Here is a 19,257-nt window from a genome sequence, read left to right on the forward strand (position 1 = left end):
CATCGGCCCTGCGGCCGTCGTCGCCTCGCATCGTGGGCGCTTCGTGCAGTCGCAGCCGGCGTCGATCATCGGGTCCGGAGAAAGGCGCACAGCGGCGCGCGCAGCTGTCCAGGCGGTGCCCGGTGTGGCCGCGGTGGGGGCCTGGCTGGCGGGAACGGGGCTCGCTCAGGTGGTCCCGGATGCGCGGGACGAGGCCGACCGTCTGCGACGCGCCCTGTTGTGGGACTGATCGTCGGAGTGGGAGTGCCCTCCGTGTCAACCCTCTGACCCATAGATGCCGAAATCGGCATACGGGGTTACGCTGGGTACCTGGCCGCGGGGTGCGAAAGCCTGCGGCCGGTCCCAACCGGGCGAATCTGGCCGGACTACCGGAACAAGGTGAGGAGACCCCATGAAGGGGAAGATCGGACTCGTCGTCGGGCTCGGCGTGGGCTACGTCCTCGGCACCCGTGCCGGACGTGAGCGCTACGAGCAGATCAAGACGCAGTGGCTCAAGGTGTGGAACCTCGATCCCGTGCAGGAGCAGGTCACCAAGGTCAAGGGCTTCGTCGGCGACAAGGCCGCGGCCGTCCCCGGCGCTCTCTGGACCGGGGTCGTGAAGGTCGCGAAGTCGGTCAGCGGCAACGGCACGCCCGGTCAGCGGCTCGACTCCGCCATCGCCACCGGACGCGAGGCGGCGGAAGACCTCGCCGAGGCGACGGAAGAGGCGGTCGAAGCCGCGAAGGCCACCGCGTCGTCGAATGCCTCGTCGAGCAAGACGTCGACCAAGACCGCAGCCAAGCCCGCCGCGAAGAAGCCCGCGGCCAAGAAGCCGGCTGCGAAGTCCGCCCCCAAGAAGTCCGGCGCCTGACATGCCCCGCGGATACCGTGATCGCGCCGATGACAGCCTGCTGACCCTCCTCGGAGATCTGCCGGAACTCGTCACGAATCTGGTCAAGGCCGAGATCGACGCCGCGAAGGCGTGGATCTCGCGCACCTCGAAGGACGCCGGCATCGGTTCCGTGTGGTTCCTCGTCGCGCTGTTCTTCCTCTTCTGGGCCGTGCCGGTGATCCTCGTGTTCGCGATCGCCGGGCTGTCCTCCTGGTGGCCCGTGTGGCTCTCCGCGATCGCGGTGTTCGGCATCCTGATCCTCGCCGTGCTGCTGTTCGCGCTGCTCGGGATCCTCAAGTTCCGCAAGGTGCTCGCGCGCCAGAACCCGGCGCAGGCCGTCGCCGAGGACATCCGACTCGTGAAGGAGGCCGGCGATGACGAATTCTGAGTCGCTGCCGCGCACCGCCGTTCCCGGCGGGATCGTCGACCCCGTCGCCTCGGCCCGCGCCGAGCTGAAGGCCGCCCTCGCGGCGATCGAGGTCAAGGGGAACATCCCACGCCGGGTCGAGAAGGCATCGACGCGTGCGGCGGCGAAGGCCCGCGTGTTCGCGGACCGAAACCCGATCGGGGCGATCGCCGCCGCGGTCGGCATCGCCGCGGCGGTGGGGGGCGCGGTCTGGGCGATCGCGCGCTTCCTCTCGCGCTGAGGTGCAGCATTCCAGGATGCCGTGAGCAGCCCTCGCGGGTGATTAGCGGCTCCTGCGCAAACGAGGCAGACTGGGGAGCATGATGTCCGAAGAGCGCGATGAGAACCCGTCCGGCTTCACCCTCTGGGCTGTCTGGCGACGAAACCCCGACGTCCCTGTGACGGAGACCGACTCGACCGAGCTCGAGACGATCGTCTCCTACATCGAGGACTCCGGCGTCACCGTCCGCGGCTTCTACGACGTCTCCGGCCTCAAGGCCGATGCCGACCTCATGGTGTGGCTGCACGGCGACACCGCCGAGGAGCTGCAGAAGGCGCTCCGCCGCCTTCGTCGCACCGAACTCCTGCGTGCGCTGCTCCCGGTGTGGAACGTGATGGGCGTGCACCGCGACGCCGAGTTCAACCGCTCGCACGTTCCGGGCTTCCTCCGCGGGGTCGACCCCAAGGAATGGCTGTGCCTGTACCCGTTCGTGCGCACGCCCGAGTGGTACCTCGCGCCGGAGGAGGAGCGTCGCAAGATGCTCGCCGACCACGGCCGCAAGGGTGCCGCCTTCAAGGGTGTGCTCGCGAACACCGTCGCGTCGTTCGCGCTCGGCGACTACGAGTGGCTGCTTCCGCTCGAGGCCGATGAACTCACCGACCTCGTCGACATGATGCGCGACCTCCGCTACACCGACGCCCGCATGTATGTGAAGGAGGAGGTGCCCTTCTACACGGGGCGCAGGCTCCGGTTCGACGAGATCGCGGACGTCCTCCAGTAAGCCCATGAGCACCCCCATCCGTCTGGGTACCCGTCGCAGTGCGCTCGCGCAGGCGCAGTCGGGCCATGTCGCCACGGCCCTCGAGAAGCTCTCGGGGCGTCGGGTCGAACTCGTCCCGATCACCAGCGAGGGCGACACGAATCGTGCATCCCTCTCCGAGATCGGCGGCCAGGGCATCTTCGCCACGCGCCTTCGCGAGGCGCTGTTCGCGGGGGAGTGCGATTTCCTCGTGCACTCGCTGAAGGATCTGCCGACGGCGATCCCCGATGGCCTCGTGATCGCCGCGACGCCGAAGCGTGAGGATCCGCGCGATGTGGTCCTCACCCGCGACGGCACCGCACTGCACGAACTGCGCTCCGGCAGCACGGTCGGCACCGGTTCGCCGCGGCGTATCGCGCAGGTGCGTCGTCGGGCGCCGGGCGCCGAGGTGGTCGACATCCGCGGCAACGTCGACTCCCGTCTCGCCCGGGTCGCGTCCGGGGAGCTGGATGCGGTGATCCTCGCGGCGGCGGGCCTCTCGAGACTCGGAGCGAAGTCTCCGCTGCGACGGGAAGAGCTCGGTCTCGCCGAATGGCCGACCGCGCCCGGGCAGGGATCGCTCGCCGTCGAGACCCGTGCCGATGCACCGGAAGAGCTGCTCGCGGCTCTCGCCGGTCTCGACGACGCCGACACCCGTCTGGCCATCACCGTCGAGCGCGCGATCCTGCAGGGACTGGATGCCGGATGCCAGGCGCCGATGGCCGCGCACGCCGTGGTGGACGGCTCCTCGATCCGGGTCAGGACGGTCGTCTACGCCGCTGACGGAGGGCGCCGGATCGGCCTCGACGTCGCCGAAGACCTGAACGGGGAGTATATTCGTCGGAACGGCAGTGGCAATGGAGCGGATGCTGCCGATGGTGCAGACCCGATGCACGCAGCGCGCGAGCTCGGGTTCACTGTTGCCCGTCGGCTGCTCGATCAAGGGGCGGCCGGCCTCGTATCCCGAGAGCAATCCTCATGACCACTTCCGAAATCAAGCAGGACCGACCGCTGGACGGCTGGCGAATCCTCGTGCCCCGTGGCGGGCCGTGGGGCGACAGCGTCGCCGCGAGTCTGCGTGCGCTGGGCGCCGTGCCCGTCGTCGCGCCGCTCATCAACTTCGCGCCGACGACCGATCAGGCGACGCTCGACTCCGCGCTCGCGCAACTGGCCGCGGGGGAGTTCGACTGGCTGACCGTCACCAGCGCCACCACCGTCGACGTGCTCTTCGCGCACCGAGCCGTCGTGCCGCGTGCGACCAAGATCGCCGCCGTCGGTGAGACGACCGCCGCGGCTCTGCAGGCGGTCGGCTACGAGGTCACGCTGGTTCCCGAGCAGGACAACTCCGCCGAGGGGATGGCGCAGCAGCTCATCGCCCTCGAGAAGGAGCCGCGCCGTATCCTCGCCCTGCGCAGCGAGATCGCGAAGCCGGTGCTGAGCCGGTTGCTCTCCGAGGCTGGTCACGACGTGCACGGCGTCGTCGCCTATCGCACGGTGGGAGTGCCGGTGACGGAGCGCATCCGCCGCGACGTCGAGAACGGACGGATCAACGCGATCCTGATCACCAGCGGGTCGGTCGCCGAGCAGGTGCGCGAGCAGTTCCCGGAGATCCCCGACGAGACGCTGCTCGCCGCGATCGGACCGCGGACCGCGAAGGACGCGCAGCGTGCGGGCCTGCCCGTGTCGGTCGTCGCCGACCGCCAGACCGTCGACGCGCTCATCGATGCGGTCTCGCACTTCACTCTTCCGCACGCGGCCGACGAGTTCGCGCCGTGAGCTTTCCCGACGTTCGACTGAGGCGTCTGCGGCAGTCGCGGGCGGTGCGAGATCTCGTGCGTGAGACCTCGCTGCAGCCTCGACAGCTCGTGCTTCCGCTCTTCGTGCGCGAAGGCATCTCCGAGCCCGTGCAGATCGGCTCGATGCCCGGCGTCGCTCAGCACTCCCTGGATTCACTGCGCGCGGCGGCGGTCCAGGCGGCGGAGGCCGGTGTCGGCGGAGTGATGCTTTTCGGCGTGCCCGCCGTCCGCGACGCCGTCGGGTCGGGAGCCGACGATCCGCACGGCATCCTGAACGTCGCGACCGAGGCCCTGGCCGCCGAGATCGGCGACGCGCTCGTCGTGCAGACCGACCTGTGCCTGGACGAGTTCACCGATCACGGCCACTGCGGCGTTCTGGCCGCCGATGGCTCGGTCGACAACGACGCGACTCTCGAGCGGTACACCTCGATGGCGCTCGCACAGGCGCGCGCAGGTTCTCAGCTGCTGGGGCTTTCCGGGATGATGGACGGCCAGGTCGCGGTGGTCCGCCGGGCGCTCGACGACGAGGGGTTCACCGACACCCTCCTGCTCGCGTATGCCGCGAAGTACGCCAGCGCCTTCTACGGACCCTTCCGCGAGGCTGTCGACTCTCAGCTCACCGGCGATCGTCGCACGTACCAGCTCGACCCGGGCAACCGGCGCGAGGGTGTGCGCGAGGCCGTCGTCGATGAGGCCGAGGGAGCCGACATCGTCATGGTGAAGCCGGCGATGGCCTTCCTCGACGTGCTGCGCGAGGTGCGCGACACCGTGAGTATTCCAGTGTGGGCATATCAGGTCTCCGGCGAGTACGCCATGATCGAGGCCGCCGGTGCGAACGGGTGGATCGACCGTCGCGCGGCCATCCTCGAGTCCCTTCTCTCCATCCGCCGCGCCGGTGCGGATGCGGTGCTCACCTACTGGGCCACCGAAGCGGCCGGCTGGCTGCGCGACTGACTTCTGCGAGGAGCTCTCCTTCATGACCGACCGCAACGACGACCTGTTCTCCGCTGCCCGCGCGGTGATTCCCGGTGGGGTCAACTCGCCGGTGCGCGCCTACGGATCGGTCGGCGGCACGCCGCGGTTCCTCGCCTCGGCGAGGGGCGCGAGGGTCACCGATGCCGCCGGTCGCGAGTACGTCGATCTCGTCGCCTCGTGGGGTCCTGCGCTTCTCGGGCATGCGCACCCGGAGATCGTCGCCGCGGTGCAGGAGGCGGCGTCCCGCGGGCTCTCGTTCGGTGCTCCGACCGAGGGCGAGGTCGAACTCGCCGCGCTGATCGCCGACCGTGTGCGGTTCGGCGAGACCCGACCCATCGAGCGCGTGCGCCTGGTCTCCACGGGCACCGAGGCGACCATGACGGCCATCCGCCTCGCGCGCGGTGCCACCGGTCGCGACCTGCTCGTGAAGTTCGCCGGTCACTACCACGGCCACTCCGACGGCCTTCTCGCGGAAGCCGGTTCGGGCGTCGCGACGCTCGCGCTCCCGGGCTCCGCCGGGGTGCCGGCGCCGATCGCCGCCCAGACCCTCGTGATCGGCTACAACGACCCGGAGGCTCTGGCCGCCGTGTTCGCCGAGCACGGTCAGCGCATCGCGGCCGTCATCGTCGAGGCCTCGGCTGCGAACATGGGCGTCGTCGCTCCGCTGCCCGGATTCAACCGTCTGATCGCCGAGACCGCGCATGCTCATGGCGCACTGATGATCCTCGACGAGGTGCTCACCGGATTCCGGGTGCACCCGGCCGGATTCTGGGGGCTGCAGGCCGCCGCGGGCGAGGACTACCTGCCTGACATCTTCACGTTCGGCAAGGTCGTCGGCGGGGGCATGCCGCTGGCCGCGCTCGGTGGACGTGCCGAGGTCATGGACCTGCTGGCCCCGCTCGGGCCGGTCTACCAGGCGGGCACACTGTCCGGAAACCCGCTCTCGGTCGCTGCGGGTCTCGCGACGCTGCGGCTCGCGACCCCCGAGGTCTATGCGACCGTCGACGCCGCATCCGCTCGGGTGTCCACCGCGCTCGACGTCGCGCTCACGTCGGCCGGTGTCACGCACGCGGTGGCCACCGCCGGCAACCTGTTCAACGCTTCTTTCCGGGCCTCGGCGCCGCGCAACTATGCCGAAGCGCAGGCGCAGGAGTCGTTCCGCTACGCGCCGTTCTTCCACTCGCTGCGCGAGCAGGGCGTGGCTCTTCCGCCGAGCGTGTTCGAAGCCTGGTTCCTCACCGCCGCACACGGCGAGGAGGAACTGCAGCAGATCGAGGCCGCACTTCCAGTCGCTGCGACCGCTGCGGCTGCGGCGCGGCCGTAACGCGGGCACACGCGCACACGGGATTCACTCTTCGACGCCGACGCCAGCGGTGCTTCTCGGCGCCCGGATGCCGCGACGAATCGAGTATAGTACATATATTCGAATCTCGGGAGGAATGCGTGATGACTGGTGCTGATCGACAAGGGATCGTTGCGTTCCTGTGAGCAACTTCCAGACAACTGGCAGGGCCGCGCTGGCAGACTGGGGGACATGGTGACGTTGCTGCTGGACCAGACGCAACTGGAGGTCGTGCTCTCGCCGATCGAACGTGCCGCCACCTTCCACCGCGACAACCTCCGTATCGCGCGCGACACCATCACCAAGGTGCAGCTGACGGAAGACGCCTGGACCTGGCTCCGCGGAGTCCCGAACCCGGGGACGCACATTCCCGGTGTTCTCGCCGCAGGCAGCTGGAAGGCCGCGGGCAGCCTCGACTTCGTGCTGATCCGCCGGCGTCGCCCGAGCGTCGTGATCGATCTCGAAGGCGACCCGCAGTACCGCCGACTGATCCTCACCACCAGCCACGGGCTCGCGCTCACTCAGGCACTCCGGCTCGATGTGTCGACCGAACCGGCGAACGTCGAGGAGATCGTGGCCACGGCACCGGTCCCGGTCTCGAAGGGACGACGACGCCCCGTCATCCGCCCCCGGCCCGCCTGACGCCGACGTCGGGAGGCGGTGCCTCGCGATGCACGGCCTCCCTTCAACGCAGAACGCCCTCCAGACCCGCAGGTCCGGAGGGCGTTCTCGACGGCGAGGCGCTCAGCCGTGGTGGTGATCCCCGTGTTGGTTCTCACCGTCGTGGTTCTCGCCGTCGTGGTTCTCGCCGTCGTGGTTCTCGCCGTCGTGGTTCTCACCGGTGTTCTCGTCAGAGTCATCGGGAGTCGTCTCGTCGCCTCCCGCGGAACCCTCGGCCAGGGGCACGGTGTCGATGACGCCCGTGGAGGCGACGCTCCAGTGTGCGTTCTCCGCGGGGGCCTCCGGCGTATCGCCGTCCGCAGCCTCGAAGTCCGCAGCCTCGAAGTCCGCAGCCTCGAAGTCCGCAGCCTCGCTGTCCGCAGCCTTGCTGTCCGACGCCTCGCCCTGGGCGGGCTCGTCCTCTGCGCCCAGCGGGTAGTCCTTGGGCTCGTCCTCGTAGTACGCGCGGGCGGCGGCCGCGAGCATGGAACTCACCGCTGCAGAGCGCGGGTCCTCCTCGTCATCGTCGGAAGAGCTGGTGTCCTCGGTATCGGCGGATGAGGGGCCATCGCTGTGGGAGGACAGCGCGTCCGATTCCGTGGCGACCGATGCGTCGTCGAGATCCGCGAAGATCTCGACCCCGCTGTGGTCCTCGTCACCGGAGGTCAGGTCGGACGGCGTCGTGTCTGCGGTGTCCGCCGGCACGGCGGCGCCGAACAGGATCTCATCGAAGGATCGAGCCGGAGCCTGTTCGTCGGTGGACTGTTCGCCGAGGGTCGGAGCGTCGCCCACCTCGAACGGACCCGAGGCGACGTCGCCGGACTCGCCGATCGATGCTTCTTCGCCCGGTGTTTCGTCGACAGAAGCCTCTTCGTCCGGAGCGTCTTCGGCGGGAGTCTCCTCCTCGGACGTCGACTCTCCGGTCGCGATCGTATCGGTGGAATCCACGTCGGCAGAGGATTCGTCCGCAGCGCTCTCCGCGCTCTCTGCCACGGAGGCCTCGGATGCGTCGGACACGTCGGATGCGTCAGAGCCGACGGAGGCTGCCAGATTCGAGGCCACGGCCTCGCCTGCGGGAGCGGACGCAGCCTCGGCCGCCCAGGCGGCTGCTGCGGCCACCGGGATGGCGACCACGGAGTCGGCGGGGGCCGGAGATGCTTCTTCGGGACCGACCTCCGCGGGAGTCGACTCCTCGGGTGCGGTCTCCGGGGTGTTCGGCGCGACGAGCGGGCTCGCCGTTGCGGGAGCGTTCGGCGCGAACCGGCCACCCCGCATCAGGTCGATGAAGACGTCTTCGAGAGTCGGCCCGCGCTGCACCAGGGTGCTCAGGGCGATGCCTGCGTCGGCCGCGACGGCTCCCACGGTCTCGGCGTCTCCGCCGCGCACGGTCAGACCCGAGCGCAGCACTTCGATGTCGAACCCGGCCGCAGCGAGCGCGGACGTCAGCCCGGCGCGATCCGCGGCGTCCACGATCACGGAGCCGCCCTTGGGGTCGGCGAGCGTCTCGATTCCGCTGGCCAGCACGAGCGTGCCCTTCGAGAGCACGAGCACGTTGTCGGCGACCTGCTCGACCTCGCTGAGGACGTGCGACGACACGAGGACCGTGCGTCCCTCGTCGGCGAGGCGACGCATCAGGAGTCGCATCCAGCGGATCCCCTCGGGGTCGAGTCCGTTGGCCGGCTCGTCGAAGACGAGGGCCCCGGGGTCGCCGAGGAGCGCGTTCGCGACGCTGAGCCGCTGACGCATGCCGAGCGAGAAGCCGCCGATGCGGGAGTCGCCCTCGCCCTCGAGGCCGACCAGGGAGAGCACTTCGCCGACGCGTGCCAGCGGGATGCCGTTCGCCTTGGCGGCGATGGTCAGCTGACGTTCGGCGGTGCGACGGGGACGGTAGACGGTCTCTTCGAGCACCGCGCCGATCGTGCGCAGCGGCTGGCGGAGCTCGGCATACGTCGTTCCGCCGATCGTCGCCGTGCCGGACGTGGCGCGCACCTGACCGAGCAGGATGCGCAGTGTCGTGGTCTTGCCGGCTCCGTTCGGGCCGAGGAAGGCGGTGACGGCTCCGGGTTCGACGCGCGCGGAGAAGTCCGAGACAGCGGTCACCTCATTGAAGCGCTTCGTCACGTGCGTGAACTCGAGCACCTGTCCTTCAGGCATCCGTGACCTCTCGTCGCATTTGAACAGTTCCTCCCTATCCTGCCGGAAAAGCCTGTCGGATCCCGCATTTCGCGCGGAATACCGCCCTTGCCGAAAGGGGTAGCCTGGCCAGCGTGACCGATTCTCACGCTGCATCCCGCGTCCTCGTCCGCACCGAAGGAGCGCTCGGGCGGCTCACGCTCAACCGCCCCGAGGCCATCAACGCCCTCGACGTCGGCATGATCGAGAGCCTCACCGCAGCGCTGAACGCCTGGCGCGACGACACCGACGTGCAGATCGTGCTGCTCGACGGAGCGGGGGATCGCGGCATGTGCGCCGGGGGTGACGTGCGCGCGCTGCATGCGCAGATCGTCGCGGGGCAGGCTGATCAGACCGCGGAGTTCTTCCGTGCCGAGTACGCGCTGAACGCGATGATCGCCGAATACCCCAAGCCGGTCGTGTCCTTCGCCGACGGCATCACGATGGGGGGAGGCATCGGCCTGGCCGGGCACGCGGCGATCCGCATCGTCACGGAGCGCTCGAAGCTCGCGATGCCGGAGACGCGCATCGGATTCACGCCCGACGTCGGCGGCACCTGGCTTCTCGGCCGTGCCCCCGGACGCTTCGGCGAGTACTTCGCCCTCACCGGAGCGACGATGAACGGCGCGGATGCCGTGTACCTCGGCTTCGCCGATCACTTCGTGCCGTCGGACCGCCTCGACGCGTTGAGCGAGGCTCTCGCCTTCCGGGCCGATCCGACGGGCCCGAGTGAGATCGTCCTGCTGTTCGACGAGACCCCGGAGCCCTCGCAGCTCCCGGCGTGGCGGGAGTGGATCGACGACGCCTTCTCCGCTCCCACCGTGAGGGAAATCATCGATCGCCTGCAGGCCCATGGCACCACGGAGGCCGCCGCGACCGCGGACCTTCTCGAGGACCTCGCACCGACCGGCCTCACGGTCACGCTCGATGCGGTGCGCGAGGCGCGTGAACTTTCGGGGCTTCGTGCCGCACTCGAGGGTGAGTACCGCCGCGTGCTGTGGTTCGTGAACGAGCACCCCGACCTCGTCGAGGGCATCCGCGCGCAGATCGTCGACAAGGACCGGGATCCGAAGTGGGACCCGCCCACGCTGGCCGAGCTCGCCCCGGACGCCGGCGCCCCTGCACGCGCGTACGTCCCGCAGCCCGCCCTGTTCTGAGAAGGGGTTCGTCCGCGTCGGGCTTTCTCTGAGCGTCGCGCCTAGTCCGACTCGAGGTCGACGTCGGGGCTCGAGCGCGTCTTCCAGATCGCACGGAGCACGTCGATGACGTCGTCCGGATCCGCGTCGGTCGCGTCGGCTTTGTCGACCAGCTCGCGGATGCGCCGGAGCACCGATGCGGGGAGGATTCCCGCCGTCTCGGCGACCCGCGTGCCCGCGGCCGTGCGCGAGACCACCAGCCCCTCGCCTTCGAGCATCTTGTACGCGCGTGCGGCGGTTCCGGGGGCGACACCCAGGTCGCTGGCCGTCTGTCGGACCGTCGGCAGTCGCTCGCCCGCGCCGAGCTGGCCCGACACGATGAGGCCGCGGAGCTGCCGGTAGATGTCGAGTGCCGGATTCGTCTCGTCGGCCGGTGACAGTCGGGGCGTCGGGCTCACCATGCGGTCTCCCGTTCGGCCGATTTCTCGACGCCGGCAACAGATTCCAGGTCATACCTCGGCGGCCACAGCTGTGTGGTCGTGAGGAGCAGCAGCACGAACGCGACGATCTCGAGCGTCGGCGCCATCCAGCCGCCGACGGCCGCGACTTCGCCGTATCGCCAGAATGTCTCGTAGGAGTCGCTGCGCCCGTCGCCCTGGATGGTGAGTCCGTTGATCGAACCGGAGTCGGCGATGAACCGCCATGCGCCCGCCAGAGCGAGAAGCGCAGCCGATGTGGTGATCCGGGTGATCCCCGCCGCGATGTCGCGTCGTTCGCGCTGCTCGGCGACGATCGTCTCCGGCCGCAGGAACGGGCGGGCCGCATTGGAGTGCAGCGCGGCGATCACCACGCCGACGAGCGCGATGGTGCAGATCAGGACCGGAACGCCGTATGCCCAGCCATAGAACCAGGGACGAATCGGGTCGATCGTCTCGTTGGGCACGTCGATCTCGAGGAAAACGTACGGGCCGCCGTCGATGTTCGAGGAGGCGAGTCCGGCGAGCAGTGTCGTGACCGTGAGAGCGAGCAGCGCTGCGGCGGCGCCCACCGAACCGATGCGCGGACTGAAGCTCAGCCAGGTGCGGCGGGCGGAGAGGACGGGGCGCTCCGGCGGCGTGCTGCCTCTCGTCGCGATCAGGGCCAGCAGGACGGCCACACCGATGCCGGCCGTGAGCACCGGTGTCGCGTAGCGCCACCACGAGACGACGCCGTTGAGGTCGAGGGCGTACCCGGTGATCAGGTTCTCGGCGACGAAGATCACGATCACCGCGATCGCGGCGACTCCGAGGGTGCGGTGCTCCGGCGAGTAACGGGCGAAGACCACGCCGGATGCCGCCGGGGCGAGGCGCGCCCGGCTCTCGGTCCGTGCGCGCCATCGGGGTGTGACGGTGATGCCGACCGCGATGATCGCCGCGAGGATCAGAGACACCCAGGGCATCGAGAAGACAGCGCCGAGCACCTGCCCGGGGTCCAGCAGGAGCTGCCCGGATCGGATCGGGGATGCGATGGTCGCGTGCATGGGGAGTCCGTCCTCTTTGTGCCATATGTCTATCACAAGTTGTATCAGTGAGTAAACACAAAAGGTGAAGGAAGGAACGCTTCGCCGTTGTTCGCCCGTGTGCAGAAACCGCTGATCGGGACGGGAAGCGGTTCGCTGTGAGCGAAGGTCCCCCATGAGGGGGATACGAATGTCCGCGGATCGTGGCACTCTGTCTTGTGGCCGATTGTCGGTCGGCATCCGTCTGCCGAGAAATCCGCCGCTCCATCCTTCCTAGAAAGTCCGCCTGTGCTGGGAAAAATCCTCCTCCGCTATCTCTCCCGATACCGATGGTTGCTGCTCGCGGTGCTGGTCTTCCAGCTCGCCAGCGTCGCAGCGACCCTCTACCTCCCGCGTCTGAACGCCGACATCATCGACAAGGGCGTCGCCCGCGGTGACACCGGCTACATCTGGAGCACCGGTCTGTTCATGCTCGCGGTCTCGCTGGGGCAGATCATCGCCTCGGTCACTGCGACGTACTTCGCCGCGCGCGCAGCGATGGGCGCCGGCCGCGACATCCGCGCCGACGTCTTCGGCAAGGTCAGCGGCTTCTCCGAGCGTGAGGTCTCGCAGTTCGGCGCCGGCTCGCTCATCACCCGCAACACGAACGATGTGCAGCAGGTGCAGATGCTGGCGATGATGGGCGCGACCATGCTCGTCACGGCGCCGCTCCTCGCGATCGGCGGCATCATCTTCGCCATTCAGACGAACGTCGGCCTCAGCTGGCTCATCGCCGTGTCTGTGCCGCTGCTGCTGATCCTGGCCGCCCTCGTGATCGGGCGCATGGTCCCGCTGTTCCGCAGCTACCAGGGCAAGCTCGACAACGTCAACCGCATCATGCGCGAACAGCTCACCGGCGTGCGCGTCGTGCGGGCATTCGTGCGCGAGCGCATCGAGGAAGACCGCTTCCGCGGCGCCAACACCGACATCATGGTCGTCGGCCGCAAGGTGGGCTCGCTCTTCGTGCTGCTGTTCCCGCTGTTCATGCTCATCCTGAACGTCACGGTCGTCTCGGTCATCTGGTTCGGCGGCATCGAGGTCAACAACGGCACGGTGCAGGTGGGCACACTGTTCGCCTTCATGCAGTACATCGGCCAGATCATGGGCGGCGTCATCATGGCGAGCTTCATGGCGATGATGATCCCGCGCGCCGCGGTGTCTGCCGAGCGCATCGGCGAGGTTCTCGACTCCGAGTCCACGCTGGTCCGCCCCGAGAACGGCGTCACCGAGTTCCCGGTCCCCGGATCCGTGGCGCTCGACGACGTCGAGTTCACCTACCCCGGCGCCGATTCCCCCGTGCTCACCGGCATCAGCTTCGCCGCGCAGCCGGGTGAGACCGTCGCGATCGTCGGATCCACCGGCTCGGGCAAGACGACCCTCGTGTCGCTCATCCCGCGCCTGTTCGACGTCTCGGGCGGTTCCGTGCACGTCGGCGGCACCGATGTGCGCGAGGCCGACGTCGAGTCGCTGTGGGACAGCATCGGCCTGGTGCCGCAGCGTCCGTTCCTCTTCACCGGCACCGTCGCGTCGAACCTGCGCTACGGCCGGGAAGAGGCCACCGACGAAGAGCTGTGGCACGCGCTCGACATCGCACAGGGTCGCGACTTCGTCGAGGAGATGCCCGATGGTCTCGACTCCCGCATCGCCCAGGGCGGCACGAACGTCTCGGGTGGTCAGCGTCAGCGACTCGCGATCGCCCGCGCGATCGTGCACCAGCCGCAGATCCTGGTCTTCGACGACTCGTTCTCGGCCCTCGACCTCACGACGGACGCGCGATTGCGGCAGGCGTTGTGGCGGGAGCTCCCGCACGTGACGAAGATCGTGGTCGCCCAGCGCATCTCCACCATCACGGACGCGGACCGCATCGTCGTCCTCGACGGCGGAACCATGGTCGGCGTCGGCACGCACGAGGAACTGCTCGAGACGAGCGACACCTACCGAGAGATCGTCGAGTCGCAGCTGGGGGTGGACGCATGAGCGCGCAGGACAACAACGAGAAGCGCACGGCCAGACGCGGCCGCGGCAAGGCGGCAGCGCCCGTCGCCGAGGTCGAGCTGAGCGCCGAGGAGAAGTACGAGGCCGAGCTCGCCGAGCAGGCACGTCAGAACTCCGGCGATTGGGACAGCGTCGCGCCGGGCAAGGCCGACAACTTCGGTCCGAGTTTCGCGCGCATGATCGGGCTGCTCAAGCCGTCGGCCATCTGGTTCGTCTTCGTGTCGATCCTGGGTGCGATCGGCGTGGTCCTGACGGTCGCGGCGCCCAAGGTGCTCGCCGAGGCCACCAACCTCGTCTACAAGGGCTTCATCTCCATCCAGCTCGGACAGCCGACCGACGGGTTCCCCGGCTTCCCGGCCGGGACGTCGCAGGATGTCGTCGTCGAGGCGCTGCGGGCCGGTGGGCAGGACGACTTCGCGAACCAGGTCGGCGCGCTGGGCGACTTCACGGTCGGCCAGGGCATCGACTTCGATGCGCTGCGTCTCGTCATCGCCGCGGTGCTCGGCATCTACGTGGCCGCGGCCTTCCTCACCTGGATCCAGGGCTACGTCATCAACGTGATCATGGTCCGCACCATGTGGCGGCTGCGCGAGTCGGTCGAGGCGAAGATCAACCGCCTGCCGCTGGCGTACTTCGACAAGGTGCAGCGCGGCGAGCTGATCTCGCGCGTCACGAACGACATCGACAACATCACGCAGACGATGCAGCAGTCGCTCTCGGGAGCACTCACTTCGGTGCTCACCGTGATCGGCGTGCTCGTGATGATGTTCTCGATCTCGTGGCAGCTCGCGCTCGTCGCCCTCATCACGCTGCCGCTCATGGGCGTCATCTTCGGCATCATCGGACCGCGCTCGCAGAAGGCCTTCGGCACCCAGTGGCGCAAGGTCGGTCGCCTGAACGCCCGCGTCGAGGAGGCGTTCTCCGGCCACGCGCTCGTGAAGGTCTTCGGCCGGGAGAAGGACGCGCTGGACAAGTTCCAGGTCGAGAACGAAGAGCTGTTCCAGGCGAGCTTCAAGGCACAGTTCCTCTCCGGCATCATCATGCCGGCGATGATGTTCGTCGGAAACCTCAGCTACGTGGGCATCGCGGTGCTCGGCGGTCTGATGGTCGCGAACGGTCAACTCCGTCTCGGCGACGTGCAGGCATTCATCCAGTACTCGCAGCAGTTCACGCAGCCCCTGTCCGAGCTGGGTGGCATGGCCGCGGTCGTGCAGTCCGGCACGGCCTCCGCCGAGCGGGTCTTCGAACTGCTCGACGCCGAGGAGCAGGAGGCGGACGACGCCGATGCCCCCGAGCTGGTGGAGGGCAAGGGCGTCATAGAGTTCGAGAACGTCGCGTTCTCGTACACACCCGAGCGTCCGCTCATCCGCGACCTGTCATTCCGGGTGGAGCCGGGGCAGACCGTCGCCATCGTCGGTCCGACCGGTGCGGGAAAGACGACCTTGGTCAACCTGATCATGCGCTTCTACGAGCTCAGCGGCGGGCGCATCATGCTCGACGGCCAGGACATCGCCGAGGTGACCCGCGACGAACTGCGGTCGCGCACCGGCATGGTGCTCCAGGATCCGTGGCTGTTCGCCGGCAGCATCCGCGAGAACATCCGCTACGGTCGCTCCACCGCGACCGACGACGAGGTTCTCGCCGCCGCCAAGGCGACCTATGTCGATCGCTTCGTGCACGCCCTCCCCGAGGGCTACGACACGGTGCTCGACGAGGATGCCGCGAACGTGTCGGCAGGCGAGCGTCAGCTCATCACCATCGCGCGGGCATTCGTCGCTCAGCCGTCGATCCTCATCCTCGATGAGGCCACGTCGGCCGTCGACACCCGCACCGAACTGCTGCTGCAGCACGCGATGGCCGCGCTTCGTGAAGGACGCACGTCGTTCGTGATCGCGCACCGACTGTCGACCATCCGCGACGCCGACCTCATCCTGGTGATGGAGCACGGTGACATCGTGGAGAAGGGCACGCACGACGAGCTCATCGCCGCGCAGGGCGCCTACTGGCGTCTGTACCAGTCGCAGTTCGAGCAGGCGGCGACCGACATCGACGCCGAAGACGCCCTCACCGGCACGACGCCCGTCGTCGTCTCGGGCGATGCGAGCGATGCCGAAGGTGCAGGGGAGGAGGCTGCGGCCGCCGTTGCCGGAGCCTCGATCGGTGCTCAGCTGCCCGCTGCCGAGACGGCGGCAGCCCAGGCCCTGCTGGAAGACGGGGCCGACGGTTCGAGCCACCGTTCCTGAGCGTTCCCGCCCTCCGGCATCCGCACGACGACGCCCCACTCCGCTCACGCGGGGTGGGGCGTCGTCGTGCGCGGATCGCGTCGTCGCGGGCGCCGGCACAGCGCGCGTGACGAGGTGTCAGGAGCGGTCGGCCCTGATTCCGAGCAGCTCGAGCGGGTGGGTCAGACGCCACCACGGGCTCGGCCCCTCCACATCCTCGGCCAGCACCAGAGGCGTGGTGACGGTGTTGAGCGGACCGGTCGTCGTCAGCGTGCCCACAGCGTCGTCCTGTTCCCGATCTTCGCCGAGATCGAAGGCCGTCGCCGCGGTGGCGGTCGCCCCGTTCCACAGCACCACATCGGCATCGGCCTCGGTGATGACGTCGACCTTCTCCCCCCAGGGGGTCGTGACCTGACCGACCACGGTGTCCTTCGCGACGGCGGGCGGCTGCGCCTTCAGCGCCGCTTCCGCCTCCGTGAACAGGGAGCGGGTGAGAGCGAGTCGCTCATCGTTGCCGGCCTGGTTCAGCGCCGCGGCGAAGAGGTGCACGGTCGTGTCGCCGATGACGACGTCCTTGGCAGTGAGCAGGTTCCAGCCGACGAGCGTGCCGGTCTTGATGCCGACGACACCGGGATCGTCGAGCATCCCGTTCGTGTTGACGACGGTACCGGCGCCCGGGAGGTCCACCGACTTGGTGCCGACGATCTCGGCGAACACCGGGTTCTGCATGGCACGCTCGCCGAGGGCGACCAGCGCCTCGCGGGTGGCCACGTTGCGCTCGTCGAAGCCGGACGGCGTCACCACGGTGATGCCGGTGAGGCCTCGTTCGCGCAGCCACACCTCGGCGGCCCGGGCGAATTCGCGATCGGACCCCCAGATCTCGCTCGCGAGCCGGTCGATGTAGTTGTTCGCCGATCCCATCAGCGTGCCCTGCAGCAGTTGATATTCGGTCAGCACCCCGCCGATCGGCACATCGAGTGCGGACTGGTCGCTGCGCCGGTAGTCCCAGTACTTCACGCTGTCGGCCCGGGTGAACGAGAACTCGGGCCCCTGTTCGCCCACCGCCAGCGGCATACGGTCGAGCACCATCAGGCTGCTCACGACCTTGGTGATGCTCGCGATGCTCACCGCATCGGGGATCGAAGCCGCAGTGCTCATGCCGGAGATGCCGACGGCGCCCGAGCCCTCGGTGGGCCAGGTGACGGTGGCTGCGGCAGCGGACGCCGTCGCGAACTCGACGGATTGTACTGTCGGGGGTACCTCGTGCAGCGGCCAGAGCAGCGTGGTGCCGGCATACGCGGCGACGAGGCCCACGAGCGTGGCCAGTGGAACGAGGATGCCGGGACGGGCGACGGCCGGGCGCAGGCGTGCCCCGCGGAGCAGGCCGTTCGTCCGCTCGGCTTCCGACGTCTCGTCGAGAGTCGCGGTGGCGGTGTGGTCGGCCACCGTCGCGGGGTCCACCCAGGTCAGAGCGGTGGCGGTGGTGGTCTCGTCCGCCCACTGGGGGGTGGCCGCGTCGCGAGCGGCGAGAGGATCGTCGGCGTCTCCTGCGGCAGTCTCACGCGGAACGAATGGCGGTTTCGTCAGAGCGGGCGTGGCCGGTTCCGGGGCGACCACCGATTCCGGTGCGAGCGCGCGGGTCGACGTCTGCTCGGCCGTCAGCACCGAACCGGCCGACGCGGCATCGACGGGGCCGGAGGGGGCGGTGGTCGCGGGGCCGTCGTCACGGACGACGCCCGTCGCCTCGTCGGCGGGATCTGTTGCGGTCACTCGTTCACGGTACCCAATCCCGGGCGGGTTCCGCGGCGCACAGACCTGTCGCCACGCGGGTGTCGCCAGCGGGTAGGATCTTCAGCACAACCACGGGAGTCCGGCGAGCCGGGCTGAGAGGGAGCGAATCGCGCTTCGACCGTCGAACCTGATCTGGGTCATGCCAGCGCAGGGAGGAGTTCAGATGAGTACGCCTACGTCCACATCCGCACAGCAGGCATCCGCCGATGCGAACGGCCTGCACCGCCCATCGATCTGGCGCTGGCGCGTCGTCGACATCGTCGTCGCCGCAGTCCTCGGCGTCGCGATCGGTCTCGTGTTCTGGGGCTGGAACACCATCGGATACGCGTGGTTCGGCGCGGCCGACGCCCTGACACCGGGCCTCGGTGGCATCGCCGTGGGCATCTGGCTGCTCGGCGGTGTCGTCGGCGGTCTCGTGATCCGCAAGCCGGGGGCCGCGCTCGTGGTCGAACTGGTCGCCGCGATCGTGTCGATGCTGATCGGCAACGTGTGGGGTGTCTCGACCGTGTTGTCGGGCATCGTGCAGGGCCTCGGTGCAGAGATCATCTTCGCCCTGTTCTTCTACCGTCGTTTCGGGATCGCAGTCGCTGCGCTCGCCGGCGTCGGAGCCGCCGTGGCCGCCTGGGTGTTCGAGCTGTTCTACGGCAGCTCGCCGAACATCCTGAAGTCGGTCGAGTTCAACACGATCTATCTGATCAGCGTGGTCGTCTCCGGGGCGATCCTGGCCGGCGTGGTCGGTTGGCTGCTCGTGCGTGCCCTCGCCGTCACCGGCGCCCTCAACCGCTTCGCCGTCGGGCGAGAGCACGTGCGCGAGGTCTGAGCGTGACCCTCGCCTCCCCGGCCCGCGTGCAGGCTGCGGGCTGGGGCTGGCGGTACGCCGGTCGAAAGCGTCCCGCCGTCGCGGACGTCTCCTTCACGATCGAACCGGGCGAGCGGGTGCTCCTGCTCGGCGCCTCGGGCGCAGGGAAGTCGACGCTGCTCGCCGGTCTCGCCGGGGTCCTCGGCGATGACGACGAGGGGGAACGGACGGGTTCGTTGCGCATCGACGGTGCGGCCCCCGAGTCACGGCACGGTCAGGTCGGACTCGTCCTGCAGGACCCGGACGCCGGCATCGTGCTGTCGAAGGTCGGCGACGACGTCGCGTTCGGCTGCGAGAACCTGGGCGTCGCGGCGTCCGAGATCCCGGGTCGCGTCGCCGAGGCGCTCGACGCCGTCGGCCTCGATGTTCCGCTGCGACGCCCCACGAAGGCGCTCTCCGGCGGGCAGAAGCAGCGGCTGGTGCTGGCCGGTGTGCTCGCGATGCGACCGGGTCTGCTGCTGCTCGACGAACCCACC

General features: G+C 69.1%; 18 protein-coding genes, 1 pseudogene and 1 riboswitch. Of the genes and pseudogenes, 15 read left to right on the forward strand and 4 right to left on the reverse strand.

What is annotated here, in order from left to right:
* The 10 genes and pseudogenes from B2869_RS17460 to B2869_RS17505 all read left to right on the forward strand — a co-directional run.
* A pseudogene (locus B2869_RS17460) lies at positions 1-229 on the forward strand (protoporphyrinogen oxidase); the annotation flags it as partial.
* A 162-nt stretch (positions 230-391) separates the two neighbouring features.
* The gene (locus B2869_RS17465) at positions 392-850 is read left to right on the forward strand and encodes a hypothetical protein (RefSeq protein WP_021198265.1); all 459 of its coding nucleotides are present in this window, start codon (positions 392-394) and stop codon (positions 848-850) included.
* Position 851: 1 nt separating this feature from the next.
* Complete coding sequence (locus tag B2869_RS17470; protein WP_021198266.1) at positions 852-1,259, forward strand: phage holin family protein; 408 nt, start codon at positions 852-854, stop codon at positions 1,257-1,259.
* Positions 1,246-1,518: a hypothetical protein gene (locus B2869_RS17475; RefSeq protein ID WP_021198267.1), complete on the forward strand. Its 273-nt coding sequence runs from the start codon at positions 1,246-1,248 to the stop codon at positions 1,516-1,518. Before B2869_RS17470 ends, B2869_RS17475 begins: the two co-directional genes overlap by 14 nt.
* A gap of 79 nt (positions 1,519-1,597) precedes the next feature.
* Positions 1,598-2,278: a hydrogen peroxide-dependent heme synthase gene (hemQ, locus tag B2869_RS17480; protein ID WP_021198268.1), complete on the forward strand. Its 681-nt coding sequence runs from the start codon at positions 1,598-1,600 to the stop codon at positions 2,276-2,278.
* Between the two features lie 4 nt (positions 2,279-2,282).
* Entirely contained in the window at positions 2,283-3,278 is a 996-nt protein-coding gene (hemC, locus tag B2869_RS17485) for a hydroxymethylbilane synthase (protein ID WP_292769352.1), read from the forward strand.
* Positions 3,275-4,072 carry a uroporphyrinogen-III synthase gene (locus tag B2869_RS17490; protein ID WP_021198270.1) on the forward strand — a complete coding sequence of 266 codons (798 nt, stop codon included), beginning with the start codon at positions 3,275-3,277 and terminating at the stop codon, positions 4,070-4,072. Before hemC ends, B2869_RS17490 begins: the two co-directional genes overlap by 4 nt.
* Positions 4,069-5,046, forward strand: a complete 978-nt coding sequence (gene hemB, locus B2869_RS17495; protein WP_292769355.1) for a porphobilinogen synthase — start codon at positions 4,069-4,071, stop codon at positions 5,044-5,046. The genes B2869_RS17490 and hemB overlap by 4 nt, the downstream gene beginning before the upstream one ends.
* A 22-nt stretch (positions 5,047-5,068) precedes the next feature.
* Positions 5,069-6,391 carry a glutamate-1-semialdehyde 2,1-aminomutase gene (gene hemL, locus B2869_RS17500; RefSeq protein WP_292769358.1) on the forward strand — a complete coding sequence of 441 codons (1,323 nt, stop codon included), beginning with the start codon at positions 5,069-5,071 and terminating at the stop codon, positions 6,389-6,391.
* A 210-nt stretch (positions 6,392-6,601) separates the two neighbouring features.
* Complete coding sequence (locus tag B2869_RS17505) at positions 6,602-7,051, forward strand: hypothetical protein (protein ID WP_021198274.1); 450 nt, start codon at positions 6,602-6,604, stop codon at positions 7,049-7,051.
* Between the two features lie 102 nt (positions 7,052-7,153).
* On the opposite strand, the gene B2869_RS17510 is transcribed toward B2869_RS17505, so the two are convergent.
* Positions 7,154-9,223, reverse strand: coding sequence for an ATP-binding cassette domain-containing protein (locus B2869_RS17510; RefSeq protein ID WP_292769361.1), 2,070 nt, complete (start codon positions 9,221-9,223; stop codon positions 7,154-7,156).
* A 113-nt stretch (positions 9,224-9,336) separates the two neighbouring features.
* Between B2869_RS17510 and B2869_RS17515 the strand changes: the two genes are divergently transcribed.
* On the forward strand, positions 9,337-10,398 hold the full coding sequence (locus tag B2869_RS17515; RefSeq protein ID WP_292769364.1) for an enoyl-CoA hydratase/isomerase family protein: 1,062 nt from the start codon (positions 9,337-9,339) through the stop codon (positions 10,396-10,398).
* 41 nt (positions 10,399-10,439) lie between these two features.
* On the opposite strand, the gene B2869_RS17520 is transcribed toward B2869_RS17515, so the two are convergent.
* Together B2869_RS17520 and B2869_RS17525 are read right to left on the reverse strand one after the other, a co-directional pair.
* The gene (locus tag B2869_RS17520; protein WP_292769367.1) at positions 10,440-10,838 is read right to left on the reverse strand and encodes a GntR family transcriptional regulator; all 399 of its coding nucleotides are present in this window, start codon (positions 10,836-10,838) and stop codon (positions 10,440-10,442) included.
* A complete protein-coding gene (locus B2869_RS17525) occupies positions 10,832-11,896 on the reverse strand; it encodes a hypothetical protein (RefSeq protein WP_292769370.1) in 1,065 nt (354 codons plus the stop codon). The genes B2869_RS17520 and B2869_RS17525 overlap by 7 nt, the downstream gene beginning before the upstream one ends.
* Positions 11,897-12,163: 267 nt before the next feature.
* Here B2869_RS17525 and B2869_RS17530 point away from each other — a divergent pair, with 267 nt between their 5' ends.
* Together B2869_RS17530 and B2869_RS17535 are read left to right on the forward strand one after the other, a co-directional pair.
* Positions 12,164-13,891, forward strand: coding sequence for an ABC transporter ATP-binding protein (locus tag B2869_RS17530; protein WP_292769373.1), 1,728 nt, complete (start codon positions 12,164-12,166; stop codon positions 13,889-13,891).
* A complete protein-coding gene (locus B2869_RS17535) occupies positions 13,888-16,152 on the forward strand; it encodes an ABC transporter ATP-binding protein (protein ID WP_167255355.1) in 2,265 nt (754 codons plus the stop codon). The genes B2869_RS17530 and B2869_RS17535 overlap by 4 nt, the downstream gene beginning before the upstream one ends.
* Before the next feature lie 117 nt (positions 16,153-16,269).
* On the opposite strand, the gene B2869_RS17540 is transcribed toward B2869_RS17535, so the two are convergent.
* On the reverse strand, positions 16,270-17,901 hold the full coding sequence (locus tag B2869_RS17540) for a D-alanyl-D-alanine carboxypeptidase family protein (RefSeq protein ID WP_292769378.1): 1,632 nt from the start codon (positions 17,899-17,901) through the stop codon (positions 16,270-16,272).
* A gap of 82 nt (positions 17,902-17,983) precedes the next feature.
* Positions 17,984-18,093: riboswitch (TPP riboswitch) on the forward strand.
* On the opposite strand from B2869_RS17540, the gene B2869_RS17545 reads away from it, so the two are divergent.
* Both B2869_RS17545 and B2869_RS17550 read left to right on the forward strand, forming a co-directional pair.
* Positions 18,086-18,742: an ECF transporter S component gene (locus tag B2869_RS17545; protein ID WP_021198280.1), complete on the forward strand. Its 657-nt coding sequence runs from the start codon at positions 18,086-18,088 to the stop codon at positions 18,740-18,742. It overlaps the preceding riboswitch by 8 nt.
* A partial coding sequence (locus tag B2869_RS17550) for an ABC transporter ATP-binding protein (protein WP_414683284.1) occupies positions 18,739-19,257 on the forward strand: 519 nt, incomplete at its 3' end. The genes B2869_RS17545 and B2869_RS17550, both read left to right, overlap by 4 nt.

Source organism: Microbacterium sp. UBA3486, from assembly GCF_002377845.1.
In the GTDB taxonomy this organism is placed as follows: domain Bacteria; phylum Actinomycetota; class Actinomycetes; order Actinomycetales; family Microbacteriaceae; genus Microbacterium; species Microbacterium maritypicum_A.